At 67.3% G+C, this 25,520-nt stretch carries 25 protein-coding genes; 10 read left to right on the forward strand and 15 right to left on the reverse strand.

Annotation, left to right across the window (positions count from 1 at the left end; genetic code table 11):
- The 12 genes from OCH7691_RS13730 to OCH7691_RS13785 all read right to left on the reverse strand — a co-directional run bounded on the left by OCH7691_RS13730 (nt 1) and on the right by OCH7691_RS13785 (nt 12,708).
- Entirely contained in the window at nt 1–1,371 is a 1,371-nt protein-coding gene (locus OCH7691_RS13730; RefSeq protein WP_139839701.1) for a sensor histidine kinase, read from the reverse strand.
- The gene (locus tag OCH7691_RS13735; RefSeq protein WP_085884107.1) at nt 1,361–2,035 is read right to left on the reverse strand and encodes a winged helix-turn-helix domain-containing protein; all 675 of its coding nucleotides are present in this window, start codon (nt 2,033–2,035) and stop codon (nt 1,361–1,363) included. Before OCH7691_RS13735 ends, OCH7691_RS13730 begins: the two co-directional genes overlap by 11 nt.
- A gap of 173 nt (nt 2,036–2,208) precedes the next feature.
- Nucleotides 2,209–3,690, reverse strand: coding sequence for a DegQ family serine endoprotease (locus tag OCH7691_RS13740; RefSeq protein ID WP_085884474.1), 1,482 nt, complete (start codon nt 3,688–3,690; stop codon nt 2,209–2,211).
- Between the two features lie 142 nt (nt 3,691–3,832).
- Nucleotides 3,833–4,183 (reverse strand): RidA family protein, encoded by a 351-nt coding sequence (locus OCH7691_RS13745; protein WP_085884108.1) that lies wholly within the window; start codon nt 4,181–4,183, stop codon nt 3,833–3,835.
- A gap of 37 nt (nt 4,184–4,220) precedes the next feature.
- Nucleotides 4,221–5,321 (reverse strand): NAD(P)/FAD-dependent oxidoreductase, encoded by a 1,101-nt coding sequence (locus OCH7691_RS13750; protein WP_085884109.1) that lies wholly within the window; start codon nt 5,319–5,321, stop codon nt 4,221–4,223.
- Nucleotides 5,318–6,340 (reverse strand): histone deacetylase family protein, encoded by a 1,023-nt coding sequence (locus OCH7691_RS13755; protein ID WP_085884110.1) that lies wholly within the window; start codon nt 6,338–6,340, stop codon nt 5,318–5,320. The genes OCH7691_RS13750 and OCH7691_RS13755 overlap by 4 nt, the downstream gene beginning before the upstream one ends.
- An 82-nt stretch (nt 6,341–6,422) precedes the next feature.
- The gene (gene kce / locus OCH7691_RS13760) at nt 6,423–7,349 is read right to left on the reverse strand and encodes a 3,5-dioxohexanoate:acetyl-CoA acetone transferase (RefSeq protein WP_085884111.1); all 927 of its coding nucleotides are present in this window, start codon (nt 7,347–7,349) and stop codon (nt 6,423–6,425) included.
- Nucleotides 7,350–7,361: 12 nt separating this feature from the next.
- Nucleotides 7,362–8,717, reverse strand: a complete 1,356-nt coding sequence (locus OCH7691_RS13765) for an aminotransferase family protein (protein WP_085884112.1) — start codon at nt 8,715–8,717, stop codon at nt 7,362–7,364.
- On the reverse strand, nt 8,714–9,799 hold the full coding sequence (locus OCH7691_RS13770) for an ABC transporter ATP-binding protein (RefSeq protein ID WP_085884113.1): 1,086 nt from the start codon (nt 9,797–9,799) through the stop codon (nt 8,714–8,716). Before OCH7691_RS13770 ends, OCH7691_RS13765 begins: the two co-directional genes overlap by 4 nt.
- A 75-nt stretch (nt 9,800–9,874) precedes the next feature.
- Nucleotides 9,875–11,014 (reverse strand): extracellular solute-binding protein, encoded by a 1,140-nt coding sequence (locus OCH7691_RS13775; protein WP_085884114.1) that lies wholly within the window; start codon nt 11,012–11,014, stop codon nt 9,875–9,877.
- Nucleotides 11,015–11,056: 42 nt separating this feature from the next.
- Nucleotides 11,057–11,842, reverse strand: a complete 786-nt coding sequence (locus OCH7691_RS13780) for an ABC transporter permease (RefSeq protein ID WP_085884115.1) — start codon at nt 11,840–11,842, stop codon at nt 11,057–11,059.
- Nucleotides 11,842–12,708: an ABC transporter permease gene (locus OCH7691_RS13785; RefSeq protein WP_085884116.1), complete on the reverse strand. Its 867-nt coding sequence runs from the start codon at nt 12,706–12,708 to the stop codon at nt 11,842–11,844. Before OCH7691_RS13785 ends, OCH7691_RS13780 begins: the two co-directional genes overlap by 1 nt.
- 104 nt (nt 12,709–12,812) lie before the next feature.
- Here OCH7691_RS13785 and OCH7691_RS13790 point away from each other — a divergent pair, with 104 nt between their 5' ends.
- The 7 genes from OCH7691_RS13790 to OCH7691_RS13820 all read left to right on the forward strand — a co-directional run bounded on the left by OCH7691_RS13790 (nt 12,813) and on the right by OCH7691_RS13820 (nt 18,517).
- On the forward strand, nt 12,813–13,772 hold the full coding sequence (locus tag OCH7691_RS13790; protein WP_085884117.1) for a LysR family transcriptional regulator: 960 nt from the start codon (nt 12,813–12,815) through the stop codon (nt 13,770–13,772).
- Nucleotides 13,773–13,936: 164 nt separating this feature from the next.
- The gene (locus OCH7691_RS13795) at nt 13,937–14,119 is read left to right on the forward strand and encodes a periplasmic nitrate reductase, NapE protein (RefSeq protein ID WP_085884118.1); all 183 of its coding nucleotides are present in this window, start codon (nt 13,937–13,939) and stop codon (nt 14,117–14,119) included.
- A gap of 4 nt (nt 14,120–14,123) precedes the next feature.
- The gene (locus tag OCH7691_RS13800; RefSeq protein WP_217807986.1) at nt 14,124–14,648 is read left to right on the forward strand and encodes a ferredoxin-type protein NapF; all 525 of its coding nucleotides are present in this window, start codon (nt 14,124–14,126) and stop codon (nt 14,646–14,648) included.
- Nucleotides 14,645–14,920, forward strand: coding sequence for a chaperone NapD (locus OCH7691_RS13805; RefSeq protein ID WP_085884120.1), 276 nt, complete (start codon nt 14,645–14,647; stop codon nt 14,918–14,920). The genes OCH7691_RS13800 and OCH7691_RS13805 overlap by 4 nt, the downstream gene beginning before the upstream one ends.
- Nucleotides 14,917–17,421, forward strand: coding sequence for a periplasmic nitrate reductase subunit alpha (gene napA, locus OCH7691_RS13810; RefSeq protein WP_085884121.1), 2,505 nt, complete (start codon nt 14,917–14,919; stop codon nt 17,419–17,421). Before OCH7691_RS13805 ends, napA begins: the two co-directional genes overlap by 4 nt.
- Before the next feature lie 25 nt (nt 17,422–17,446).
- The gene (locus OCH7691_RS13815; protein ID WP_085884122.1) at nt 17,447–17,911 is read left to right on the forward strand and encodes a nitrate reductase cytochrome c-type subunit; all 465 of its coding nucleotides are present in this window, start codon (nt 17,447–17,449) and stop codon (nt 17,909–17,911) included.
- Nucleotides 17,912–17,920: 9 nt separating this feature from the next.
- Nucleotides 17,921–18,517: a NapC/NirT family cytochrome c gene (locus tag OCH7691_RS13820; protein ID WP_085884123.1), complete on the forward strand. Its 597-nt coding sequence runs from the start codon at nt 17,921–17,923 to the stop codon at nt 18,515–18,517.
- Between the two features lie 55 nt (nt 18,518–18,572).
- On the opposite strand, the gene OCH7691_RS13825 is transcribed toward OCH7691_RS13820, so the two are convergent.
- Nucleotides 18,573–20,138 (reverse strand): OpgD/OpgG family glucan biosynthesis protein, encoded by a 1,566-nt coding sequence (locus OCH7691_RS13825; RefSeq protein WP_085884124.1) that lies wholly within the window; start codon nt 20,136–20,138, stop codon nt 18,573–18,575.
- A gap of 390 nt (nt 20,139–20,528) precedes the next feature.
- Here OCH7691_RS13825 and mdoH point away from each other — a divergent pair, with 390 nt between their 5' ends.
- The gene (mdoH, locus tag OCH7691_RS13830) at nt 20,529–22,505 is read left to right on the forward strand and encodes a glucans biosynthesis glucosyltransferase MdoH (RefSeq protein ID WP_176245054.1); all 1,977 of its coding nucleotides are present in this window, start codon (nt 20,529–20,531) and stop codon (nt 22,503–22,505) included.
- Here mdoH and OCH7691_RS13835 read toward each other — a convergent pair.
- Entirely contained in the window at nt 22,502–23,839 is a 1,338-nt protein-coding gene (locus OCH7691_RS13835) for a sensor histidine kinase (protein WP_085884126.1), read from the reverse strand. The genes mdoH and OCH7691_RS13835 overlap by 4 nt on opposite strands.
- Nucleotides 23,836–24,495, reverse strand: coding sequence for a response regulator transcription factor (locus OCH7691_RS13840; protein ID WP_085884127.1), 660 nt, complete (start codon nt 24,493–24,495; stop codon nt 23,836–23,838). The genes OCH7691_RS13835 and OCH7691_RS13840 overlap by 4 nt, the downstream gene beginning before the upstream one ends.
- A gap of 140 nt (nt 24,496–24,635) precedes the next feature.
- On the opposite strand from OCH7691_RS13840, the gene OCH7691_RS13845 reads away from it, so the two are divergent.
- Both OCH7691_RS13845 and OCH7691_RS13850 read left to right on the forward strand, forming a co-directional pair.
- Complete coding sequence (locus tag OCH7691_RS13845; RefSeq protein ID WP_085884128.1) at nt 24,636–24,908, forward strand: PepSY domain-containing protein; 273 nt, start codon at nt 24,636–24,638, stop codon at nt 24,906–24,908.
- A 1-nt stretch (nt 24,909) separates the two neighbouring features.
- On the forward strand, nt 24,910–25,452 hold the full coding sequence (locus OCH7691_RS13850) for a cytochrome b/b6 domain-containing protein (protein WP_085884129.1): 543 nt from the start codon (nt 24,910–24,912) through the stop codon (nt 25,450–25,452).
- Nucleotides 25,453–25,520: the final 68 nt, after the last annotated feature.

Raw genomic sequence — 25,520 nt, forward strand, 5'->3', positions numbered from 1 at the left:
TCAGGCGAGGGGCAGGCGCAGGATGACCCGCAGTCCGGGCTCGTTGTCGGCGAGCGCCAGCGCCGCGCCGTGCAGCCTGGCGACCGCGGCCACCAGGCTCAGGCCAAGCCCGCTGCCCGGCGTTCCCCGGCTCGCGTCGAGGCGCACGAAACGCTGGAGCACGCGCTCCCGGTCGGCGGCGGGAATGCCGGGTCCGCTATCGGCAACCGCGAGGACGGCGGTATCGCCCTCGCGGCCCAGCACAACCCGTATCTCCCCGCCTTCCGGCGTGAACTTGATGGCGTTGTCGATCAGGTTGGCGACCGCCTGGCCGAGCAGTTCGCGATGGCCCCGGATCATGATCCCTGGCGCGACCTCGCCAACCAGCACGCGGCCGGCCTCTTCCGCCATCGGCTGGTAAAGATCCGCCAGATCGCCGAGCAGTTGCGAGAGGTCGAGCGAGCTGTCCGCCAGTCGGTTCATGCCGGTCTCGGCATGGGCGATGCTGATGAGCGCCTCGAAGGTGCGGAGGATGGTCTCCAGTTCGCCGTTGGTCTGCTCGAGGGTCTGCCGGTAGGTGGCGATGTCGCTTTCTCGGCGGAGCGCCAGTTCGATGCCGGTCTTGGCCCGGGTCAGCGGGCTGCGAAGGTCGTGGGCCAGGCTGTCGGTCACGGTCCGCATGCCGGTCATCAGGGTTTCGCTCTGCTCAAGCATCCTGTTGATGGTTTCCGCCAGCCGGTCGAACTCGTCGCCGCTGCCGGCGAGCGGCACGCGGCGGGTCAGATCGCCGGCCAGGATCTCCTCGCTGGTTGCCCGCACCGCGTCGACCCGGCGCAGCGCGTAGCGGCCGATCAGGACACTGCCAAGGAGGCCGAGCGCCAGCGCCGGCAGGAGCGCCCAGACGATCGCGTTGATCATGATCTCCTTGAAGAGACTGCGTTCCGCCGTGTCGCGGCCGACGAACAGGTGATAGCCGCCCTTCAGGACAAAGACCCGGCCGCGAACCACATGGCGGGTCGTCGCACCGTTCAGGTTGCGGGCAAGCGAAAGCTCGCGCCAGCCGTCGGCCGCCGACGCCTCGCGCGGCCACGCGGTCAGGTTGCCGGCGAGCATCGCGAAACCCGGCGTGGCGAGCCCGTAGACGCCGTCACCGCCACCGCGCGGTCCGCTCCGCTCGGCAATCACCTCGACCAGCCGCCCGATCCCCTCGGCCCGGTATTGCTCGTCAAGGCCCCGGATCTCCGCCTCGATCGTCTCGTTGAGTTGCGCGTCGATCAGCGACGAGGTCGACCAGTAGATGAAGCCGAGCAGCGCGACCAGGGTCACGCCGAGCAACAGGACGTAGAGAACCGCGACCTGGAATCCCGATGTCCTGAGCAGCCTAGTCAGCACGGATGGAATAGCCTCCGCCCCGGTGGGTATGGATCAGCGGCTTGTCGAAACCCTTGTCGATCTTCTGGCGGAGGCGGCTGACATGGACATCGACAACATTCGTCTGCGGATCGAAATGGAAATCCCAGACGCCCTCGAACAGCATTGTCCGCGTCACCACGTCACCGGCGTGGCGCAGCAGATACTCGAGCAGCTTGTATTCCTGCGGACGCAGCTCGATCGGCTGGCCGGCGCGCACGACCCGGCGGGCGAGCAGGTCCATCGAGAGGTCGCCGACCGTCAGTACGGTCTGCTGCGCGATCGCGTGCGGCCGCCTGAGCAGCGCCTCGAGGCGCGCCAGCAATTCGGAAAAGGCGAAAGGCTTGGTCAGATAGTCGTCGCCGCCGGCGCGCAGTCCCGTCACCCGCTCGTCCACATGGGCGAGGGCGCTCAGGATCAGGACCGGAACCGTCATGTCGGCCGCCCGGATCGCCCTGACGATCGAAAGCCCGTCGAGGCCCGGCAGCATGCGGTCGACGATCAGCGCGTCATACTCGCCCCCGGTCGCCCGGTGCAGGCCTTCGCGGCCGTCGACCGCGTGGTCGGCCCGGTGTCCCGCCTCGCCCAGTCCCTTCAGGATGTAATCGGCGGTCTTCGCGTCGTCCTCTATCACCAGTATCCGCATGCCGTCCCCGACTCTCGACTGCGGCCAGGCTTCCCGGCCTTCGCTTCCGCTGCAATATGGGGTTCTGGTCATGGTTGCCGCAATCTCCTCTTTGGCACCACCCTGTGCCGGAACGAGATCGGGCCAGCCGGTTTGCCGCCGGCCGGCCCGTTTTCACGACGTGGCGCGTGGGGTCATGCCCGGTCGAGCTTCAGGCCGAGAAAGAGATTGTGACCCCGGCGATTGATCAGGGTGAGAACCGAGTTGCGCTTCTCCGTCTTCGCCTTCTCGACGATGGCGTCGACCTCGTGCGGCGAGGAAACCGCGACCTGGTTTATCTCCTCGATCACGTCGCCCTCGCGGATCCCGACCTCGAAGGCCGAACCCTGCTCGACGTCAAGGACCAGGACACCGGTTGTCTCCTCATCGATATTGTAGGCCTTGCGCCGTTCCGGGGTCAGCGATGCGAGTTCGGCGTTCAGGGCATCCGAGCGGTAGGCGCCGGTCGGCTCGACCGGTGCCCCCTGTCCGGGCTGGTCGGCCGAGGCCGTAAGCCGGCCGGTGACGACCGGGATTTCCCGTTCGCCGTCGCCGCGCCAGATCGTCACCGCGGTCTTCGAACCGACCTTCTGCATCGCGACGACGCGGGCCAGTTCACGCGGGCCGGAAACCCTGTGCCCGGCATAACCGACGATGACATCGCCCTGCTTCAGCCCGGCCTTCGCGGCGGGGCTGTCCTCGGTCACCGCGGTGACCATCGCGCCGGCCGGCTGCTCCATGCCGACCGCGTCGGCGATCTCCGGCGTTACCGGCTGGATCTGCACGCCGAGCCAGCCGCGCTCGACCTGGCCGCCGTCTTTCAGCTGGGCGACCACGGTCTTCACGAGATTGGAGGGGATCGCGAAACCGATGCCGACGCTGCCGCCGTTCGGCGAGTAGATCGCCGAGTTCACGCCGACCACGCCGCCGTCCATGTTGAACAGCGGACCGCCGGAATTGCCCTTGTTGATCGCCGCGTCGATCTGCAGGAAGTCGTCATAGGGTCCGGCGTCGATGTTGCGGCCGCGCGCCGAGACGATTCCGGCGGTCACCGTGCCGCCGAGGCCGAACGGGTTGCCGACCGCCATGACCCAGCTGCCGACCTCGGCCTTGTCGGAATCGCCGAAGTCGACCGACGGCAGGGGCTTGCCGGCATCGATCTTGAGCAGCGCCAGGTCGGTCAGCGGATCGGTCCCGACGATCGTCGCCGGATAGGAGGTGTCATCGTCGAGCCGCACCTTCACCTCGGTGGCGCCGTCGATGACATGGTTGTTGGTGACCACGTAGCCCGAGGGGTCGATGATGAAGCCCGAACCGAGCCCCATCGCCATCCGCGGCGCCTCGTGTCCCCGGCCCTGCGGGCCCATGCGATCCTGGAACTGCCGGAAGAACTTCTCGAACGGCGATCCCTCGGGAAACTGGAACGGCATCTCCGGCGTCGAGCCGGTTTCGACCTCGTGGGCGGAGGCGATATTGACCACCGCCGGCGTCACCTTCTTGGCCAGCGCCGTGAAACCGTCGGGAGCCGGCGCGGCCGAGGCCACGCCGCTCCACAGGAGCATCGTGCCCGCGGCGATCCCGATCCCGAGGGACCGGAGACCGGATGCGGGGCGCTCCCGAATTGCAAGTGCCGTCATGTTGATCTCCATCGTGACTGCGGATTCGATCGGCGGTGCATGTTCCGCCGTGCCGTCATGAAGGTAGGGAGACCGGACGGGCCTTACGCTTTCAGGAAGATGAACTCCGTGTCATGTGGCGACGGGCCGCGCTGGCGGCGCCTCAGCCGGCGGCCGCGACGACGATGATCTCGACCCGGTAGTCGGGCGTGGCGAGCCGGGACTCGCCGCAGGCCCGGGTTGGCGGATTCTTCGGGTCGATCCAGGCGTCCCATACCGCGTTCATTTCCTGGAAATCGTCCATCGAGGCAAGCCAGATGGTCGCCTGCAGAAGTCGCGACTTGCTGCTGCCGGCCTCGGCCAGAAGACGGTCGATGTTGGCGAGGATCGCCTCGGTCTGCCGGGTGACGCTTTCGCCCGGCGCACCGACCTGGCCCGCCAGCCAGATGAGGCCGCCGTGGGCGACCGCCTGGGACATCCGCTTGCCGGGCTCGTAACGTGTGATATCGCTCATGGAAACCCTCTCAAGTCATTGGGAAATCGGAAGAATGTCAGAAGAAGCGTGCCGGCGCGACCGCCGCGACCGTCTGCTGGCCCAGTACCGGTTGACGCCCGAGCGCGATATCGGCGGCAAGGCGTGACAGCGCCGGCGAGGTCTGTACGCCGTAACCGCCCTGCCCGGCCAGCCAGAGAAAGCCCTCGCCGTCCGGCGCGAAGCCGACGACCGGCGAGCGGTCGGGGGCGAAGGTGCGAAGCCCCGCCCAGGTCCGCTCGACCCGCGTCACTTCCATGGTCATCGCCTTCTCGAAACGGTCGAGACCTTCCGCCAGCACCATGTCGTCCGGCCAGGCGTCATGCGGTTCGACCAGGTCCTCGTCGGCCGGCGAGACCATCAGCTTGCCGCCCTCGGGCTTGGCGTACCAGTTCTCCGCCGCGCTCGCGACCATCGGCCAGCTACGCGAATCCTGGCCATCGGGCAGCGGCACGATCGCCGCGGAGCGTCGCAGCGGCATCAGCCCGAGACGGCGAAGGCCGGCGGTGGCGGCGACCTCGTCGGCCCAGGCCCCGGCGGCATTGACGAGGATCGGCGCCTCGAAGCTCCCGGCCGGGGTCTCGACATGCCAGACCCCGTCGCGACGAACGATGGTCTCGGCGCGGGCCTCGGGCACGATCTTGCCGCCATGGTGGCGCAACAGCCGGGCGAAGCCCTGCAACAGCCGGTCGACGTCGATCTCCTGGGCATTGCGCTCGATCGCCGCCGCGAAGATCGGCTCCGGCCGGAGCAGCGGAAACAGCTCGACAGCCTCCTTCGGCGTCAGCCGGTCCATCCCGACCGAGCCGGCCAGGTAGGCCTCGAACGCCGGCATGTCCGCCTCGCTCGCGATCAGCATCTCGCCGCGCGGCGACAACAGGCTGCGGTCGGAGATCCCGACCGGCTCCAGGAGCTCGCTCTCGGATGCGAGGTTGAGCGCGCGCAGCGTCATGTTGCCGTAGTTCAGGATGAAGATCGCCGCCGAGCGACCGGTCGCGTGCCGCCCGATCGTGTCTTCCGCCTCGAGCACGATGACGGAGGCCTCCGGCGCCATCCGCGCCGCAGCGCTGATGCCGGCAATTCCGCCACCGATAACGAGGATATCAGCCGTCTCGCTCATGTCCCTACAAACCCCCGCAGGAAACTGGTCAGGTTGGCTCCGAGATCGTCGGAGAGATAGCCGCCTTCCTGCACCAGCAGTGTCGGAAGAGCAAGCCCGGCGATGGCCGCCCCGATACCGCCGAATCCGGCGGTCGTGATCGACAGGCCCTGGAGCGGGTCGTTCTCGGACGCGTCGAGGCCCAGCGCCACGACGAGGACGTCGGCCCCGAAGGCGCGGATCCGCGCGAGGGCAAGCCCGAGCGCCTCACGATGCGCCGCGTCGCCGGTGCCGCGCGGCAGCGGCAGATTGAGATTGTAGCCTCGCCCGCGCCCCTCGCCGCGTTCCTGGGCATGCCCCCAGAAGAACGGGTAGAAGCGTTCCGGATCCGCATGGATCGAGACGGTCAGCACGTCGTCGCGGTCGTAGAAAATGCCCTGCGTGCCGTTGCCGTGATGGACGTCGACGTCGAGGATCGCCGGCCGCCGCCCGGCGCGCCGCAGATGTTCGGCCGCGATCGCCACGTTATTGAGGAAGCAGAAGCCGCCGGCGAGATCCGCGAATGCATGATGTCCGGGTGGCCTGGCAAGGACATAGGCCGCCTTCTCACCATCGAGGATGAGGTCCGCGCCGGTAAGCGTGGCCTGTGCCGCCCAATAGGCGGATTCCCAGGTGCCGGCGGCGATCGGACAGGCCGTGTCGACCTGGTGATAGCCCGCCTGGCCGACCGCCGAGCGCGGGTAGCCGACCGTGCGGCGGTCCGGATGGACGTTCGGAATGACTTCCTCGGAAGCGCCGGGAATGCGTTTCCAGCGTTCGTGGATGGTTTCGAGAAAGGCGAGATACTCCGGCGAATGGATGGCCGCGAGCGGCCCCCGGCCATGATCCTCCGCCGCGACGAAACTGGCGCCCGCCGCCTTCGCGCCGGCCATCAGCGCGTCGATCCGCGCCGGCTGCTCCGGGTTCTGCGACAGCGCGCCGCTCGCCATGAAATGCTTCGGATCGTGCTTGCGCTGGCGCGCGTCAAAGACAGCCTTCATTTCTCTTCCTCCGGCGGAACGTCGGCGGCGGGACCGGGCCAGTTGCCGTCCCGTCACGTTCTTCATCAAAAAGGTCGTCGCGTCAGAATGCGGTGCGGTCGGCGCCCTTCAGCCCCAACATATGCCGGGCTTCGGCCGGGGTGGCAATATCGCGGCCGAGACGCTCGACGATCTCGCGAATTTTCGTCACCTGTTCCGCGTTCGAGGTGGCAAGACGGCCACGCGCGATGAAGATGCTGTCCTCGAGCCCGACCCGGACATGACCGCCCATCGCCGCCGCGATGGTGGCGAGCGGCATCTGGTGGCGGCCCGCTGCGAGGACGGAGAAGGCATAATCGTCGCCGAACAGCTTGTCGGCGATGCCCTTCATGTGGGTCAGGTTCTCCGGATCGGCGCCGATGCCGCCGAGCACACCGAACACGAACTGGATGAAGAACGGCGCCTCGACCATGCCACGGTCGGCGAAGTGCCGGAGCATGTAGAGATGGCCGACGTCATAGCATTCGAACTCGAAGCGTGCGCCCCGCCTGGTCCCCATCTCGGTCAAGACATGGGCGATATCGCGCGGCGTGTTCTTGAACACGAGATCGTCGGAATTCTCGAGGAACGGCCGTTCCCAGTCGTATCTCCAGGCGCTGATCCGCTCGGCCGCCGGGTAGAGCGCGAAATTCATGCTGCCCATGTTGAGCGAGCACATTTCCGGCGCCGCCGCCTTCGGCGCCGCCAGCCGCTGGTCGAGCGTCATCGTCGCGCTGCCGCCGGTCGTGAGGTTCACCACCGCGTCGGTCTGCTGCTTGATGCGCGGCAGGAAGGCCATGAAATGCTCGGTCGCGGCGGACGGACGGCCGTCCGCCGGATCGCGGGCGTGGAGATGCAGGATCGCCGCCCCCGCCTCGGCCGCGGCCACCGACTGTTCGGCGATCTGGTCGCCGGTCACCGGCAGATGCGGCGTCATCGAAGGCGTGTGGATCGAGCCGGTCACGGCGCAACTAATGATGATCTTGCTCATGCTACCTTCCGGTCAGACGGCGCCGGGACCGGGCAGGCCCGCCTCCCGGGCGAACTGGTCGAGCGAACGATCGAGCCCCTCGATGATCTCGGCCACATGATCTTCGGTCGCGATCATCGGCGGGCAGACGAGGAAATGATCTCCGACGTAACCGCCACGGCTGCGCCGGGAATAGATGATCAGGCGGTTGTCGTAGGCGATCTCGACCAGCCGGTCGAACGCCCCGAGCGCCTTCGGCAGCGGCTCCATGGTCGCCCGGTCGGCGACCAGTTCGAAGGCGAGCAGCAGGCCCTCTCCCCGCACGTCGCCGATGAACGGATAGCGTTGTTTCAGGCCCTCGAGGCGTGATTTCAGCAGGGCGCCCACGCGGGCCGCGTTCGCCATCATGCCATCGGCCTCGATCGCCTCCAGTACCGCGAGGCCGGCGGAACAGGCGAGCGGGTTGCCGGCATAGGTGAAGCCGTGGATGAAGCCGCCGTCGTCGAGCACGGCTTCCACGATCCGGTCATGGGCGACCATCGCGCCGAGCGGCGCATAACCGGCCGCGAAACCCTTCGAGACCGCGAGTATGTCGGGCTCCACCCCCCAATGCTCGGCGGCGAAGAAGCGTCCGGTGCGGCCGCCGCCCGACATCACCTCGTCATGGATCAGCAGGATACCGTAGCTGTCGCAGATCTCGCGGACCCGCGCCATGTAGCCCGCCGGCGGAACGAGCGCCCCGGTCGAGGCGCCGCCAACCGGCTCGACGATGAAGGCGAGCACGGTTTCCGGGCCCTCGGCAAGGATTGCCGCCTCCAGCATGTTCGCGTAATGCCGGCCGGTCGCCTGATCGTCGGCGTCGAGACCGTCCAGGTAGGCACGCGGCGCCGGGATTTTCGGCATCGGCCGCATCATCGCGTCGAACGGCGCGGTCATCGGCGCGTAGCCGGTCAGGGCGAGCGCGCCGAGCGTGCAGCCGTGATAGCTCGGATAGCGCGAGATCACCTTCCAGCGCTGCGCCTCACCGATGGCAAGCGCGAATTGCCGGGCGAGCTTGATGGCGCTCTCGACCGCCTCCGAGCCGCCGGAAACGAAGAACACCTTGTTCATCCCCTCCGGCGCCAGGCTCGCCGTCTTCTCGGCCAGCCGCTCGGCCGCCTCGGTCTCGAAATGCAGCCGGTAGCCGAAGGTCGACTTGTCCATCTGCCGGCGCATCGCCGCCAGCACCCGCTCGTCCGAATGGCCGATGTTGCAGACCATGGCACCGGACGAGCCGTCGAGATATCGGTTGCCGTCGACGTCCCACATGTAGACGCCGCGGGCCTGGTCGAGCACCGGCCGCCGGCGCCGGCTCTGGTAGAACAGGTGGCTCGCCTTGCGCTGGCTCACTGCGGGCCTCCCGGCAGGGCGGCGCAATCGCGCGGCCGCAGGCAGACCGAAACGGCCTCGCCCTCGGCAAAGGGGTGGTCGTCGATCATGTTGATCGCCTGCAACTGCTCGCCGCCGACGCGTACGAAATAGCGCGCCGCCTGGCCCTGGTAATCGACCGTCTCGACCATGCCGTCGACCGCGACCTCGCCGTCGACAAGGGCGCCGGGCGCGGCAAGGCGGAGCTTCTCGGCCCGGATCACCAGCTTCGCCGGCCCGGCACCGTCCAGTCCCGGCGCGCGGGCCCGGGCGACCCGGATCGCGCCGATGGCCGGGGCCTCGATCGTCAGTTCCCCGCCGTCAGCGCCGGAAACGCGCCCGTCGAGGATGTTGGAGGCACCGAGGAAACGGGCGACGAACTCCGTCGCCGGCGTGTTGTAGACCTCTTCCGGCGCGCCGACCTGCTCGATCCGGCCATCCGACATGACGACGATCAGGTCGGACATCGCCAGCGCCTCCGACTGGTCATGGGTGACGAACACGGTGGTGACGCCGATCCGGTGCTGGATGCGTTTCAGCTCGACCCGCATGCTTTCGCGCAGGTTGGCGTCAAGCGCCGACAGCGGCTCGTCGAGCAGCAGCACGTCCGGCTCGATGACGATTGCCCGGGCCAGCGCGATGCGCTGCTGCTGGCCGCCCGAAAGCTGCTTCGGATAGCGGTCGCCGACATCCGGGAGTTGGACCAGTTCGAGCGCCTCCCGGACCCGCTTCGCCGCCTCGGCCTGCGGGACATTCCGGTACCTGAGTCCGAAGGCAATGTTGTCGGCCACGCTCTTGTGGGGGAACAACGCGTAATTCTGGAACACGAGGCCCAGGTTGCGCTTGTGGATCGGCACCTCGTTGACCCGCCGGCCGCCGATGGCGATCTCGCCCTCGCTCGGGTCGAGAAGGCCAGCGATCATCCGCAAGGTCGTCGTCTTGCCGCAGCCGGACGGCCCGAGCAGGGTGACGAAGCCGCCATCCGGGATCTCCAGCGACATCCTGTGGACGGCGGTGAAGGTCCCGAACTGCTTGACGATGTCGGTCAGTTGAACGGCGCTCAACGGCTGTACTCCGGTCTGTCGCGGCGCGGCCGGGGCGCGAGGGCTCTCCTCCCGCCCCGGCCGGTTGCCGGGTCCTCAATAGCCCTTCTGGATCCGGCCGAATGCCTTCGACCATTCCTGCTCGTTGCCGTTCCAGTAAGCCGGATCGGCGAAGGTGAGACCGGCCAGCGTGCCGCTCGGATCGAAGGCCGGAAGGGTCGGGATCTTCTTGCCGAGATCGACCTTCTTCGGGTCGAGGGCCGGCGGGTAATTCTGCCCCTCCGCGACCGCGATCGAGGTCGCCGGCGCCAGCATGAAGTTCAGCAGCTCCTCGCAGGCCTCCATCGGCGAGCCCTTGAGCACGAACAGGCATTCCTGCCAGCCGTAGCCGTTCGGCGGGTCCATGTAGCCGATGTCGTGGCCCTGCTCCTGCAGCGCGTAAATGCGGCCGGACCAGCCCTCGGTGACGTAGATCTCCTCCTCGGCCAGCAGGCTCATCAGCTCCGCGCCGGAACCCCAGTACTTCAGCGCGAGGTCGCGGTGGGTGCGGATCGCGTTCCAGACCGCGTCCATGTCGGTGATGCCGTTCGGGTCCTGCCCGGTCTGCAGCGCGCCCATCCAGATCCGCGTGCGCCAGTCGCCCCAGCCGCCGATCTTGCCCTTCAGGCGCTCGTCGATGAGGATCTTCGCGCCCTTCTCTTTCATCTCCTCGTCGGAGACATGCTTGCGGTTATAGGCGAGCCCGGTGGTGCCGTAATCGTAGGGCACGCAGGACAGCTTGCCGTCGGTGACGCCGCGGAACACGTCGACCAGTTTCGGGATGACATATTCGAGGTTGGGGATATTCGCCTCGTTCAGGGTCGAGGCGAGCCCGAGATTGGCGTAGCGGGCATAGTCGAAGACGCCGGACAGGTGGGCGATATTGTATTCGCCGGGCTGGCTCGCCTTGACGCGCGAGAGATACTCGTCGCCGCCGCCGAAGGTGCCGTCGATGACCTTGATGCCGGTCTTCGCGGTATAGGGGTCGAAGGCATGCTTGCGGAAGGCTTCCGAGACGACACCGCCCCAGCCGTCGAAGCGGACCTCGCCGGCCGCCGCCAGCGCGTGCCGGGCAAAGGGCGTCTGCAGGCCGTAGGCGGCACCGGCGGCGCCGATCAGCCCGAGGAAGGTGCGGCGGTCCAGCCCGCCGTTCAGGTAACGCTCGCGAAGGCGTTCGTATCGCTTTGAATTGTCCATGAGTCTCTCCTTGTGACCTTTCCCTGATTGAGCCGCGCGTTTCTAACCGCCGCGCCGGCTTGCCATGCGCCGGGCGATCGCCATCCCGACAAGGGGCAGCCCGGCAGTGAGCAGGATCATCACGGTGCCCAGGGCGTTGATCTCGGGCGAGATCGAGTTCCGGAGCATCGCGAAGATCTGCGTCGGTACGGTTTCGACGCCGCCGGGCTTCCAGAAGAGGGTCCCGGTGATGTCGTCGAAACTGATGGTGAAGGCGAACAGCATGCCGGCGAAGACGGCGGGGGCGAGCAGCGGCAGCGTGATCTGCAGGAAGGTCTGCGCCGGGCTCGCGCCGAGGCTCATCGCCGCCTCCTCGATGTCGCGGCGGATGCTGACCAGCCGCGCCTGCACGACGAGAATGACGAACGGCAGCGTGAAGATGACATGCCCCATGAGCAGCAGCAGGAAGCTCTTGTTGATCTGCAGCACGTTCAGGAACAGCAGGAGCGCGACCGCCAGCACCACCTCGGGCACCAGGATCGGCGCGATCAAGAGGGTCGAGATGACATTCCGCCCCGGCACCTCGTAGCGGACGAGCGCGAGACTGGCGAGCACGCCAAGCGTCGAGGAGATGATCGCCGTCAGCGTGCCGAGCAGGATCGAGGTCCGGAAGGCGCGCAGGATCGCGTCGTTGTTGGCGAGCTCGACGAACCAGCGGAGCGAGAAGCCGGTCATCGGGAAGGAGCCGAACTGGCTCGCGTTCACGCTGAGCAGCATGACCACGGCGACCGGCAGGAACATGAAGAGATAGACCAGCACGGTCCAGCCGCGCAGCAGGTTCCAGCCCATCAGCCGAGCCCTTTCATCAGCTGCGCCATGCCGAGGAAATGGTTGTAGACGGCGACCAGGGCGCCGAGCACGCCGAGCAGCATCAGCGAGAGCGCCGAGCCGAGCGGCCAGTCGAGCTGGGTGATGATCGCCTCGAAGACGAGGTTGGCGAACATCGCGTCGGTCGGCCCGCCGAGAACGAGCGGCGTGATGTAGGTGCCGGCGCCGAGCACGAAGCAGAGCAGGCCGCCGGCGGCGAGCCCGGGCAGCGACAGCGGCAGCGTGACCCGGATGAAGCTTTCCCAGCGCGTCGCGCCGAGCGAACAGGCGGCATCCTCGAGCGTGCGGTCGATGCCCTCCAGGCTGACGAAGACATTCAGCACCATGAAGGGCAGCAGGAAATGCACGAGGCCGAGGATGACCGTCGTCTCGTTGTAGAGCATCTGGATCGGCTCGCCGATCAGGCCGAGCGCCAGCAGCGCCGAATTGATCGCGCCGGAGACGCCGAGGATGTTGATCCACGACATCGTCCGGATGATGTAGCTGATCCAGAAGGGCAGCATCAGGAGCAGGAGAAGCAGCGCCTTGTTGCCCTTCGAGCGGGCAACCACGTAGGCCGCCGGATAGCCCATCAGGGCACAGACGATCGTCGTGATCGCGGCGATCTTGAGGGTGTTGAGCAGGATGTCCCGGTAGAACCGGTCGCTCAGCGCCTCCTGCCAGTTGTCGAGGAAGAAGCCGACCTGGTCGGCGCCGGTCGAGGTCCGGAGCCAGAACGAATAGACGACGATGAAGGCCAGCGGCACGAGAAGCAGAAGGGCCACAGCGGTCAGGGCGGGGGAAAGCAGGATCCACGGTTGTCGCGCTTCGCGCGCTTCGACAGTCATGCTGTTCTGTCTTCCGTTGTCAGCGTCGGAAGACGGTCGCATGACCCCTAATATTCTTCAAATAGATAGTTGAAATCTTCACTATAGCGATGCCCTATAGTGGAATGCAGCACAGCGACAGCCCCGAGCGGATCGCCCGCGAGCTCGACTGGAACCTCCTGCGCACCTTCGTGGCGCTTGCCGAGGCGCGCTCGGTCACGGAAGCCGCCGAGCGCCTGCGTCTCAAGCAGCCGACCGTCTCGAACGCGCTCAAGCGTCTCGAGGACCGGCTCGGCCGGCGGCTCATCCACCGCTCGCCCGGGCGTTTCGAACTGACCGACGCCGGCCGGCTTCTGCATCGTGAGGCGATAGAGATCCATGGCTCGATCCTCCGCCTCGGCACCCTGATGCGGGAGATCACCGACGCGGTTCAGGGCCACGTCAGGGTCGCGATGGCCAGCCACGTGATCTGTCCCCTGTTCGACGAGGCGCTGAATCATTTCCACCGCGCCCATCCCCGCGCCACTCTTTCGATCGACGTCTCAGCCAGCCGGGAGGCAATCGCGGCGGTCACCGCGCGGCGCGCGTCATTTGCCGTGTGCCTGGTCCGCGACCGCAGTCCGCGGCTCGAATACCGCCGGCTATACCGGGAGTATTTCGGGCTTTTCTGCGGCCCGACCCACGCGCTCTACGGCCGCGAGGGACTGACCAAGGCGGATCTCGCCGGCCAGTCTTCGGTCAGCTTCGTCACCGACCAGATGAACGATGCGCTCCGCTCCGTCGCCCTGATGCGCGCCGAGGCGGAACTGGACGAACGGATCGTCGGCACCTCGGCACATCTGGAGGAGGTTCGGCGCATGATCGTCGCCGGGCTCGGCGTCGGCCCGCTGCCGATCCATGTCATGCGGCGTGACATCGAGGATGGCCTGCTCTGGCGCCTGCCGCCCTACGACAACCCGCCGGCGATCGATGTCCACGTGGTGTGGAACCCGAAGGCGCGGATGAACAGGGCCGAGGAAGTGCTGATCGCGGAACTGGTTCGCCGCATCGAGGAAACCCCGATCGCCGAACGCACCTATCTGTAGATCGGTTAGGGCGAAGAAACGCCTGGCGCGAATGACAGCCTGATCGCGCAATTTCCGGTTCGTCTTGATTTCGGTCAATGCACCGGGCCGCAAGGTCGCCGATCCTGCCCTCCGTTCGAACCAGCGACGCCCGCCCGAGGCGCCGTATCGAAGGAGAGGAAAGCATGCGCGGCACAAGCCCGACAGCGGAGAAGCATGACGGCGGTCGGAGGTCCGAACTGCTGACCTTCCTGTTCACCGTGTTCCTTCTCATTCCCGGGCTCGCCGTCGGATTTGTCGGGGCATTCGGCCTGGCGATCTGGCTGATCCAGATCATCTACGGCCCCCCGGGGCCGCCGGCGGCCTGACATCATGTGGCATAGAGCAACGATGCCGGACCCCGGGCGGCGCGCGCTGCTGAGCGGCAGGGTGAAGCCCGGCCCGGCCCCGATCCGGCCGCCCTGGACCGACGAAGCCCGCATCGCCATCGCCTGCGACGGCTGCGCCGCCTGCCGGGATGCCTGTCCGGAAGCGATCATCCGGATCGGCGACGGCGGATATCCGGTCGTCGATTTCCTGGCCGGCAACGGCGCCTGCACCTTCTGCGGCGACTGTGCGCGGGCCTGTCCGGCGGACGTCTTCGGCCATATCGGGCTGCCGGCCTGGTCGCTTGCCGTGTCCGTCGATGACGGGAAGTGCCTGCCGGCCAAGGGCATCCATTGCGAAACCTGTCGCGATTCCTGCGACATGCAGGCGATCCGCTTCCCGCCGCGCCTTGGCGGGCCGCCCGTTCCGATCGTCAGCAGCGCCGATTGCAGCGGCTGCGGCGCCTGCCTCTCCCATTGTCCGACCGGCGCGCTGTCCGCCGCCTATTCGCGGGAAACCATGAGCCCATGACCGAAGCCGTGAACATCGCCAGCCTCATCGTGCAATGCCGGCCCGAGCGGCTGGCCGACGTCTGCGCCGAAATCCGGGCCGACGCGACCTGCGAGATCCATGCGACCGATCCGTGCGGCAAGATCGTCGTCGTCATCGAGGTGCCGACGACGGCGCCGATCGCGGCCCGTGCCGACAGCTTCTCGCGCATCGCCGGCGTTCTCAGCTGCAACCTCGTCTACCACGCGATCGACGAGGGTGCGGACGAGCCAATTGAGGAATACGTCCAATGACCGACCTGAAACCGACGCGGCGGGCTTTCCTGAAGGCGCAGGCCGCGGCCACGGCGGCGATGGCCGCCGGGATCACGCTGCCGGCCGAGGCGCAGAACCTCGTCACCCATCGCGACAAGACGGCCCTGACCTGGTCGAAGGCGCCCTGCCGGTTCTGCGGCACCGGCTGTTCGGTGATGGTCGCGACCAAGTCGGGCCGTGTCGTCGCCACCCATGGCGACGTCAAGGCCGAGGTCAATCGCGGCCTCAACTGCGTGAAGGGCTACTTCCTGTCCAAGATCATGTACGGCGGCGACCGCCTGACGACGCCCCTGCTCCGCATGAAGGACGGCGCCTATGCCAAGGACGGCGAATTCACCCCGGTGAGCTGGGATACCGCGTTCGACGTCATGGCCGAGAAGTTCAAGGCGGTGCTGCGCGACAAGGGGCCGACCGCGGTCGGCATGTTCGGCTCCGGGCAGTGGACGGTCTGGGAGGGCTATGCCGCGCTCAAGCTCTTCAAGGCCGGCTTCCGGACCAACAACATCGACCCCAACGCGCGCCATTGCATGGCCTCGGCGGTCGGCGGCTTCATGCGGACCTTCGGCATGGACGAGCCGATGGGCTGCTACGACGATATCGAGCAGGCGGACGCCTTCTTCCTCTGGGGCTCCAACATGGCGGAGATGCACCCGATCCTGTGGACGCGCCTGACCGACCGCCGGCTGAGCGCCCCCCATGTCCGGGTCGGCGTGCTGTCGACCTTCGAGCATCGCTGCTTCGACCTTGCCGACATCCCGATGGTGTTCAAGCCGCAGACCGACCTGGTGCTGCTCAACTTCATCGCCAACCACATCATCCAGACAGGGCGGGTGAACCGCGATTTCGTCCGGAAGCACACCACCTTCCGGCGCGGCAATACCGACATCGGCTATGGCCTGAGGCCCGAGCATCCGCTCGAGCAGGCGGCGCAGAACGCCGACAATGCGGGCGGCTCGACCGACATGACGTTCGAGGACTATGCCGCCTTCGTCGCCGACTACACGCTCGACAAGGCGCACGAGATGTCCGGCGTGCCGAAGGAACGGCTGCTCGAGATGGCGGAAGCCTATGCCGATCCGGCGACCAGGGTCGTCTCGTTCTGGACCATGGGCTTCAACCAGCATACGCGGGGCGTCTGGGCCAACAACCTGATCTACAACATCCATCTTCTGACCGGGAAGATCGCCGAACCCGGCAACAGCCCCTTCTCGCTGACCGGTCAGCCGTCCGCCTGCGGTACGGCGCGCGAGGTCGGCACCTTCTCGCACCGCCTGCCGGCCGACCTGGTGGTCGCCAATCCGGAACATCGGGCGATCGCGGAGAAGATCTGGAAGCTGCCGGCCGGCGCCATCCCGGACACGCCGGGCTATCACGCGGTGCAGCAGAACCGGATGCTGAAGGACGGCAAGCTCAACGCCTATTGGGTGCAGGTCAACAACAACATGCAGGCCGCGGCCAACATGATGGAAGAGACCCTGCCCGGCTATCGCAACCCGGACAATTTCATCGTCGTCTCGGACGCCTATCCGACGGTGACGGCGGAAGCTGCCGACCTCGTCCTGCCGACCGCGATGTGGGTCGAGAAGGAAGGCGCCTACGGCAACGCCGAGCGACGGACCCAGTTCTGGCACCAGCTGGTCGACGCCCCGGGCGAGTCGCGCTCCGATCTCTGGCAACTGGTGGAATTCTCCAAGCGCTTCACGGTCGAGGAGGTCTGGCCCGAGGATCTGCTCGCGAAGATGCCGGAATATCGCGGCAAGACGCTGTACGACATCCTCTACCGGAACGGCCAGGTCGACCGCTATCCGCTTTCCGAGGCGAGCCCGGACTACGCCAACCACGAGGCCGAGGCCTTCGGCTTCTACCTGCAGAAGGGCCTGTTCGAGGAATATGCCGAATTCGGGCGCGGTCACGGGCACGATCTCGCCGATTTCGACCGTTATCACGCGGAACGCGGACTGCGCTGGCCGGTCGTCGATGGCCAGGAAACCCGCTGGCGCTACCGGGAAGGCCACGACCCCTATGTGACGGCCGGCGCCGGCGTCGAGTTCTACGGCCACAAGGACGGCAAGGCGCGGATCTTCGCCCTGCCCTACGAGCCGCCGGCGGAATCCCCCGATGTCGATTACCCGTTCTGGCTCTCGACCGGGCGGGTTCTCGAACACTGGCATTCCGGCTCGATGACCCAGCGGGTCCCGGAACTCTACAAGGCAGTCCCCGATGCGCTCTGCTACATGCATCCGGACGACGCGGCCGCCCTGCGCCTGCGGCGGGGCGATGCCATCGCCGTGATTTCCCGGCGCGGCCGGATGCAGACCCGGGTCGAGATGCGCGGCCGCAACAGGCCGCCCCGGGGCCTCGTCTTCGTGCCCTGGTTCGATGCCAGCCAACTGATCAACAAGGTCACGCTGGACGCCACCGATCCGATCTCGAAACAGACCGACTACAAGAAATGCGCCGTTCGGATCGAGCGGATATGAGCCGGCGCGCCGGGAGGACTTCACGATGAAAAAGTCGGTTCTCGCAGTTCTCGCTCTGCTGTTCGCAGTGGCCCCGCTGCAGGCCCAGGATGTCCCGCACTCGATTGCCGGTCTTCGCGGCGAGGCGACCCTCGGTGGCGACACGATGCCCCCGCCGATCGCCCGGACCGAGGACAGCGCCAGCCGCCGGGTCCGCAACTACCCGGAACAGCCGCCGACCATCCCGCACGAGATCGACGGCTACCAGGTCACCCGCAACGCCAACAAGTGCCTGTCCTGCCACGCCCGCGCCCGGACCCAGGAAAGCGGCGCGCCGATGGTCAGCATCACCCATTTCATGGATCGCGACGGCCAGTTCCTCGCGGCCATCTCGCCGCGCCGCTACTTCTGCAACCAGTGCCACGTCACCCAGCAGCGGATCGATCCGGCGGTCGCCAACGGCTTTGTCGACATCGACAGCCTGCTCGCGGCCGAACGGGACAAGGAATAGGAAGCGGCCATGCGGGCACTCATTTCCCTTGTCCTGGGTTTCTGGCGGACCCTCAGCCGTCCGGCGGTTCACCTGAGCTTCGGCTTCCTCACGCTCGGCGGCTTCCTGGCCGGTGTCGTGTTCTGGGGCGGCTTCAACACCGCCCTCGAAGCGACCAATACCGAGACCTTCTGCGTCTCCTGCCACGAGATGCGCGACAACGTCTTCGCCGAACTGAAGACGACGGTGCATTTCTCCAACGCATCGGGGGTGCGCGCCTCCTGCCCCGACTGCCATGTGCCGCATGAATGGACGCACAAGATCGCCCGCAAGATGCAGGCATCGAAAGAGGTCTGGGGGACACTGTTCGGCACCATCAACACCCGCGACAAGTTCGTCGCCGAGCGACTTCGTCTGGCCAAGCACGAATGGCATCGGCTGAAGAGCAACGACTCGCTCGAATGCCGGAACTGCCACAGCGCCGAATCCATGGACTTCACCCAGCAGGGACCGCGCGCCGCCGAAGCCCATCAGGGCTTCCTGGTGTCCGGCGAGAAGACCTGCATCGACTGCCACAAGGGGATCGCCCACCAGTTGCCGGACATGGCCGGGGTCGAGGGCTGGTGAGCCGCCTGTCGAGGACGGCGACCGGGTCGTCGAACCCGGTCGCCGGCCGCGTTTCTCAGGTCTTCGGGAAGTACTTGTAGAGCCAGGTCTCGGTCAGCGTGCGCCCGTCGAGGCGAAGGAAGCACCGCAGATCGATCGGGGCGTCGCCGTCGACGGCGACGTCGAAGACCGCGCGCCAGCTGTTCGTGCCGACGACCTTGATGACGTAGCCGTTCGACACCTCGCCGTGCGAAACGGTAACGACCGGGTCGACGTCGTAGCGTGCTTCCATCTCGGTCAGCGGACCGCCGGCAAAATCGACGACGAATTTCCGCAGGCCCTGGCGCTCGGAAGCGGGACCGCCGGGGATTCCGCCACGGCCGATCCGGGTCGCGACCACCTGGCCGACACCCTGCGCCGGATAGGGCTCCCTGTCCCGCCAGTGCAGGCGGTAGTCGAAGGCCAGCACGTCGCCATCGCGAACCGGCTTCTTCGGCTGCCAGAAGGCGACGATGTTGTCGTAAACCTCGTCGTCGGTCGGGATCTCGACCAGCACCACCGCGCCGTCGCCCCAGTCGCCCTTCGGCTCGACCCAGACGCTCGGCCGGCGATCGTAGAAGGCGCCGTCATCCTGGTAATGATCGAAGTCCCGGTCGCGCTGCATCAGGCCGAAGCCCTTCGGGTTGCGGTCGACGAAGGAATTGACCTGAACGCTCGGCGGGTTGACCAGCGGCCGGAAGATCCGCTCACCCGTCCCGGTCCAGAGCGCCAGCCCGTCGCTGTCGTGGATCTCCGGCCGCCAGTCGACCGCCTGCCGACGCTCGTTCTCGCCGAACCAGTACATCGAGGTCAGCGGCGCGATCCCGAGCCGCGGCACGTCGCCGCGCATGAAAAGCTCGGCATGGACGTCCATCACGGCACCGTCCTTCTGCGCCGCGTCGAAGCGGTAGGCGCCGGTCACGCTCGGCCCCTCCAGCAAGGCATATATCACCAGTGGCGCGCCTTCCTCGAGCGGCGCCTGCAGCCAGAATTCGGTGAAGACCGGGAACTCCTCGCGGGTCGCGAGCGCGGTGTTGGTGGCGATGCCGCGCGCCGAGATGCCGTACTGGTCGGATTCGCCGGAGGTACGGAAATAGCTCGCCCCCTGGAAGGCCAGCCAGTCGCTGTCGCGGCCGCTGCCGTCCATGACCCGGAAACCGGCGAAGCCGAGGCCTTCGGGAAGGCTTTCGCCGAGCCCCGTGTCGCCGTAGTCGAACAGCGCCTTCTCGTAGACGAGTGGCCGCGACTGCTCGCCGCTGACGACGTTCATCCGGACCGGCTCCTGGGCGAAGCGGTGCAGGTGGAAAAAACGCACCGGATAACCGACGGGGGCGTCCTGCCACAAGGCGCGGTCGGCCCTGTAGCGGATCTTCTGGACGGTGTCATAGTCGATTGCGGCGGTGGCGTCGGGCGCCGGCTTCTCCGGCGGCCTGTAGTCCTCGCCGGCAAGCCGCCGGGCGCGGGCGCGCAGCAGATCGAAGCTGAACGGCTCGGCCGCACCAAACGCGGCCGCGTGCGCGGACCGGCTCCATATCGCACCGAATCCGAGGGCGGAAAAGGCTGCGCCGGCAGCCAGCAACTGGCGGCGATCAAGTTCGCTCATCTTACTCCCATACACTTTGTCACCTGCTTCCGCTGCGCGGGAACTTTCCCGGTGTCCACGACGTTGATCGGTCTTGAAACAGCCGCAATTCCGCGAGATAGCATGCGGCCCGGGCTACTACATTGGTTAGTGTTCGTGAATTTTGTAGGGCATCGCTGGAAAGCGCTTCGCCGCGCACAATCTAACTGACGCTACCCAAGCCAGAAAGGCATCGCAATGACCCCGCTGCAAGCAAATCTGCGGCACCATAATATTGCATCCCGCGACCAGGATACCGGCGCCGACAGTGCCGACACTGCCTTCGATTCCAGCGCTGAACACGGAACCGCCGACGACGGTCGTGCGCGTCGGGCCGACCCTTCCTTCACGCCCGCACCGCGCCCGGCCGCCATGCCCGTCCAGTCACTGGCGCGGATCGGCCTGTCTGACGCGGGGCCGCTTTTCCTGCTGGGGCTCCGCCGCATCCGCGATCTCGCAGTCTCGCTCTGGATCGTCCTGGCGGGGCTCGCCACCGTCGCCGGCGGCCGCGGCCTCGCGACCCGGCGCCGCCTTTTCGAGCATGAGCTCCGGCTCCGCCGCTGGCTGTTCCTGCTGCTCGTGGTCGCCACCACTGCTACCGGCGTCGCCTGGTTCTGGACGGTGCTCCGGATCGATGGCACGACGCCGCTCGAGATCGCCCTCATTTCGGTCTTCGGCATCGTCTTCGCCTGGATCGCCACCTCATTCTGGCTGACCGCGTTCGGCATCTTCGCCCACTGGCGCGCCGTGCCGCTGCATTTCCTCCGGCATGCGCCCCGCCGCACCGGCCGTGTCGAGTTCCACGGCGCGGCACGGACCGTGATCGCGATGCCGATCTACAACGAGGACGTGGACCGGGTCTTCGCGCGACTGGAGGCGATCGCCACCTCGCTCCGGACCGCCGGCGGGGCTGGCGACTTCGAGTTCTTCGTGCTGAGCGACAGCACCGACCCGGCGATCCGGCAGGCGGAACAGGCCGCGGCCCGGCGCCTGCGCCATGCGCTCGCCGGCAGCTTCCCGCTCCATTACCGCCGGCGCAGCGAGAACAAGGGCCGGAAGAGCGGCAACATCGCCGAGTTCTGCGAGAACTGGGGCCGCCGCTATGAACATATGGTGGTGCTCGACGCCGATAGCCTGATGACCGGCGAGACCCTGCTCAGGCTGGTCGACCTGATGGACGCCAACCCGAAGGTCGGCCTGATCCAGGTCCCGCCGCAGATCATCGGCCGCGATTCGCTGTTCGCCCGCGTGCAGCAGTTCGCCTCGTCGGTCTACGGACCGATCTTCGCCACCGGCCTCGCCTATCTGCAGGGCAGCGACGGCAATTACTGGGGCCACAACGCGATCATCCGCGTCAAGGCCTTCATGGACCAATGCGGCTTGCCGCTGCTCTCCGGCAAGGCGCCGCTCGGCGGCGAGATCATGAGCCACGACTTCGTCGAGGCCGCGCTGCTTCGCCGGGCCGGCTGGGAGGTCTGGATGGCGCCCGATCTGGGCGGCAGCTTCGAGGAAACCCCGACCACGTCGATCGACTACCTGGCCCGCGAGCGGCGTTGGTGCCAGGGCAACATGCAGCATCTCAAGATCATTGCCGCGCGCGGCCTTACCCTGCCCTCGCGGATGCATTTCGCGATCGGCATCATGAGCTATCTCTCCTCGCCGCTCTGGCTGCTGCTGCTCGGCCTCTCGGCGGTCGAGGCGTACCAGATCGCGCAGATCCCCGAGGTCAGCTATGTCGGCGGCCGTCCGGTGCTGACTTGGCCGATCTCGCACGCCGCCGCCGTGACCGGCCTGTTGAGCGCGATGATCGTCCTGCTGCTCGGGCCGAAGCTCTTCGCCTTCGCGCTGATGCTCCGCAACCGCCGGCTGACGGCCGCCCATGGCGGCGCCGTGGCACTCGCCCGCAGCATCTTCTGGGAAACCGTCTTCTCGGCGCTGTTCGCGCCGGTGGCGATGCTCGCGCACAGCTGGTTCGTGATCAATATCCTGTTCGGCCGGAGCGCCGGCTGGGCAAGCCAGGAGCGTGACGACCACCTGCTCCCGTTCCGCTTCGTCGCGCGGGTCTTCGCGCCGCACACGATCATCGGCCTGGTCGCGGCGCTCGCCGTCGCCCTGTTCATCCCCGGCAGCTTCTGGTGGCTGTCGCCGATCCTCGTCGGCCTGATCCTGGCGATCCCGGTCAGCTGGCTGAGTTCCAGTCCCGACGCCGGCCGCTGGGCGCGTTCACAGGGCCTGTTCCTGAACCCGACCGAGACGACCGAGATGGCGATCGTGCCGCAGATGGCGTCCGACCGCGCACGTACACCGGCCGCTCCGCCGGCTCCCACCGCGAACAGGCAAGCCGCCTAGGCGGAACCGCCTCCCAGCAACAGCCTCGCCTCGAAACCGTCGTCGCGACCGGGTGCCGGCGAAAAGAGCTCCAGCCGGCAGCCGGCGCCGGCGGCGATCGCCTCTGCAATCGCAAGACCGAGGCCCGCGCCGTTCGCGCCCGTTCCGGCCCGCTCGAAGCGGTCTTTCAGCCGTCCCAGTTGCGCGGCGGGTACGACCGGCCCCGCATTGACCACGCGAAGCACGCCACCGGCCGCGACGACGATATCGACGGGCGCCGCGGGATCGCCATGCTTCAGCGCGTTCTCGATCAGGTTCCGCAGCAGTATCGCGAAGGCATCCGGATCGATCCGCGAGACCAGTTGGTCGTCCGACTTGTGCACGCGCAATCGCTCGCCGGCATTCTCCGCGCGCCGCATCTCGTCGACCAGGAAGGCAAGGACGGGCGCCAGATCGCCGGGCTCCTCGCGGACCAGGCCGACCCCTTCCGCCTTGGCGAGCTGCAACAGCTTTTCCGACAAGGTGGCGAGATCGTGCAGCGAACGCTCGATCCGGCGCGCCCGTGGCCCAAGCGGACCGGGTTCCACCTCGGCGATCAGCCGTTGGGTCTGGGCCAGCGCCGCCGCGATCGGCGTGCGGATTTCATGGGCGCTGTTCGCGGTGAAGCTCCGCTCTGCCTCGATTGCCGCCCCGAGACGGGCAATCAGCCGGTTGATCGCCTCGGCGATCGGCCGGAGTTCCGCCGGCAGCGTGTCGTCCGCAACCGGCGTCAGATCGCCGCCGCCGCGTCGCTCGACCTCGGCATTGAAAGCCGCGACCGGTCGCAGGCTGTGGCGGACGAACCACCACACCCCGCCGAGGCTCAGCGGAATGAAGGCCAGCAGCGGCAGCAATAGCGGAACCAGTGGCTCCATGATTGCCCGGCGCCGATCCGCCAGCGGTTCGGCGACTTCGAGGATCATCGTTCCGCTCACGCCCGCCTCGCCATACAGGCGGTGCGTCGCGGTCGTCGAAAAACCCGCCCGCGGCACGGCCGGAAAATGCGCCGGATCGGCGTCGTGGGATTTCAGCAGAACCCGCCCCGCCGGATCGCGGACCAGGTAGGTCAGGAACTCGCGATGCGCGCGCATCGCGATTGCCTCGTGCGGCAGGCCGGTCATTCCGCGTTCGAGAATGGCCGGAACGGCGAGCGGCAGCAACCGCTGCGCCGTTTCCTGAAGCGCGCTGTCGAGGGCTTCGTCGAGTTCGTGGCGGACCACCAGTCCGGCGCCGATTGCCGCCACCAGCCAGAGCAGCGCGACGCCGAACGCGAGCCCGAGGGCGAGCCGCCGCTGCAGGCTGCGCCGTTCGCTCACGACCTGCCCAGCCGATAGCCGAGACCGCGCATGGTTTCGATCACTCCGGCGCCGAGTTTCTTGCGCAGCCGACTGACATGGACCTCGATGGTGTTGCTCTCGACTTCCGTGCCGTAGGCATAGATCTTCTCCTCCAGCCGGGCCTTGGAGAAGATTGCCCCGGGATGCTGCACGAGCGCCTCGAAGATCGCCCATTCCCGCGCGGTCAGCTCGACACGCCGACCGGCCCGGAAGACGGCTTTCGCGGCGAGATCGATGTCGAGTTCGCCGAGCGTGACTTGCGGGTTGGGATTGCCCGCATAACGGCGGGCCACCGCGGCGATCCGGGCGGAAAGCTCGGACAGGTCGAACGGTTTGACCAGGTAATCGTCGGCGCCGGCATTCAGGCCGGCGATACGGTCGGAAATCTGGTCGCGCGCGGTCAGGATGATGACCGGCGTCACGCTGCCCTCGGCCCGGCGCCGTCGCAGAAAATCCAGGCCGCTGCCGTCGGGCAGCATGAGATCGAGCAACACCAGATCGTAGGCCGCGGCGCGGACGCTTGCGGCGGCATCGGCCAGCCGGGTCACCCGGTCGACCGCGTGGCCGGCCTCGGCAACATGCTCGCAGACCGCGGCGCCGAGCGCCTCGTCATCCTCGACCAGCAAGACTCGCATGTGATCCGTCCTCCCCGGGGGCCGGAAACTAGGCCCTCGACCTGAAGCCGGGCTGAAGCCAGTTCGGCCGCGGCTTCAGCTTGTCGTCAGGTTCGCATCCCATCTTGGTCTTAACGCAACCCCGATCCGGAGAAACAGCGATGAATCGTCTCACCACCGCCGCCGTCCTTCTCGCCGCCCTGCTCGGCACTAATTCCGCATTTGCCGAGGACCGCTGCAATGTGCCGGTCGCCGAATGGCAGCCCAGCGAAGCCCTTCAGCAGAAACTCGAGACCGAGGGTTGGAAAATCAAGCGGATCAAGTCCGACGACGGGTGCTACGAGGTCTACGCCATCGACCCGCGGGGCGACCGGGTGGAAGCCTATTTCGACCCCCGCAGCTTCAAGATGATCAAGCAGAAGATCGATGACTGACATGACGAGAACCACGGTCCCGGTCTGGGACCCGCTCGTCCGGCTGTTCCACTGGAGCCTCGTGGCCGCCTTCGCGATCGCCTGGCTGACAGCGGATGAGCTGGACAGGATCCACGAATGGTCGGGTTACGTGGCGGGCGGACTGGTCGCCTTCCGCTTGCTCTGGGGCCTGATCGGCCCGCGCCATGCCCGGTTTAGCCAGTTCGTACGGTCGCCCGCGGCGGTCGGCCAGTATCTCCGCGACATCCTGCGCGGCCGGGAGCGGCGCTTTGTCGGCCACAACCCGGCAGGTGCCGCGATGATCCTCGCCCTGTTGGCGATTACCGCGATGACCGCGACAACCGGCTGGATGACCACGCTCGACGTCTACTGGGGCATCAAATGGGTCGAAGATGTCCATGAGATCATGGCCAATCTGATGATTGTCATGGTCGCGATCCACGTCACGGGCGTCGCCCTGACGAGCCTGCGACACCGCGAAAACCTGGTCCGGGCGATGATCGTCGGGCGGAAACGGGCGCCCTCGGGTACCGACATAGACTGACCCTCGCCCCGGTCATTGCCGGCCCGCAAACACCGGCGGGCGACCCCCTTCGCCCGCCGGCCTGCGGC

The sequence above is a fragment of the Oceanibacterium hippocampi genome (assembly GCF_900172325.1).
Lineage (GTDB): Bacteria > Pseudomonadota > Alphaproteobacteria > Sneathiellales > Sneathiellaceae > Oceanibacterium > Oceanibacterium hippocampi.

Coding starts and splice junctions, on each gene's coding strand:
- OCH7691_RS13740 (WP_085884474.1), bottom strand. CDS start 3,690: ATGACGGCACTTGCAATTCGGGAGCGCCCCGCATCCGGTCTCCGGTCC.
- OCH7691_RS13750 (WP_085884109.1), bottom strand. CDS start 5,321: ATGAGCGAGACGGCTGATATCCTCGTTATCGGTGGCGGAATTGCCGGC.
- OCH7691_RS13755 (WP_085884110.1), bottom strand. CDS start 6,340: ATGAAGGCTGTCTTTGACGCGCGCCAGCGCAAGCACGATCCGAAGCAT.
- mdoH (WP_176245054.1), top strand. CDS start 20,529: ATGCCCGTCCAGTCACTGGCGCGGATCGGCCTGTCTGACGCGGGGCCG.
- OCH7691_RS13850 (WP_085884129.1), top strand. CDS start 24,910: ATGACGAGAACCACGGTCCCGGTCTGGGACCCGCTCGTCCGGCTGTTC.
- kce (WP_085884111.1), bottom strand. CDS start 7,349: ATGAGCAAGATCATCATTAGTTGCGCCGTGACCGGCTCGATCCACACG.
- OCH7691_RS13790 (WP_085884117.1), top strand. CDS start 12,813: ATGCAGCACAGCGACAGCCCCGAGCGGATCGCCCGCGAGCTCGACTGG.
- OCH7691_RS13845 (WP_085884128.1), top strand. CDS start 24,636: ATGAATCGTCTCACCACCGCCGCCGTCCTTCTCGCCGCCCTGCTCGGC.
- OCH7691_RS13815 (WP_085884122.1), top strand. CDS start 17,447: ATGAAAAAGTCGGTTCTCGCAGTTCTCGCTCTGCTGTTCGCAGTGGCC.
- OCH7691_RS13840 (WP_085884127.1), bottom strand. CDS start 24,495: ATGCGAGTCTTGCTGGTCGAGGATGACGAGGCGCTCGGCGCCGCGGTC.
- OCH7691_RS13780 (WP_085884115.1), bottom strand. CDS start 11,842: ATGGGCTGGAACCTGCTGCGCGGCTGGACCGTGCTGGTCTATCTCTTC.
- OCH7691_RS13800 (WP_217807986.1), top strand. CDS start 14,124: ATGTGGCATAGAGCAACGATGCCGGACCCCGGGCGGCGCGCGCTGCTG.
- OCH7691_RS13775 (WP_085884114.1), bottom strand. CDS start 11,014: ATGGACAATTCAAAGCGATACGAACGCCTTCGCGAGCGTTACCTGAAC.
- OCH7691_RS13745 (WP_085884108.1), bottom strand. CDS start 4,183: ATGAGCGATATCACACGTTACGAGCCCGGCAAGCGGATGTCCCAGGCG.
- OCH7691_RS13795 (WP_085884118.1), top strand. CDS start 13,937: ATGCGCGGCACAAGCCCGACAGCGGAGAAGCATGACGGCGGTCGGAGG.
- OCH7691_RS13825 (WP_085884124.1), bottom strand. CDS start 20,138: ATGAGCGAACTTGATCGCCGCCAGTTGCTGGCTGCCGGCGCAGCCTTT.
- OCH7691_RS13735 (WP_085884107.1), bottom strand. CDS start 2,035: ATGCGGATACTGGTGATAGAGGACGACGCGAAGACCGCCGATTACATC.
- OCH7691_RS13820 (WP_085884123.1), top strand. CDS start 17,921: ATGCGGGCACTCATTTCCCTTGTCCTGGGTTTCTGGCGGACCCTCAGC.
- napA (WP_085884121.1), top strand. CDS start 14,917: ATGACCGACCTGAAACCGACGCGGCGGGCTTTCCTGAAGGCGCAGGCC.
- OCH7691_RS13785 (WP_085884116.1), bottom strand. CDS start 12,708: ATGACTGTCGAAGCGCGCGAAGCGCGACAACCGTGGATCCTGCTTTCC.
- OCH7691_RS13805 (WP_085884120.1), top strand. CDS start 14,645: ATGACCGAAGCCGTGAACATCGCCAGCCTCATCGTGCAATGCCGGCCC.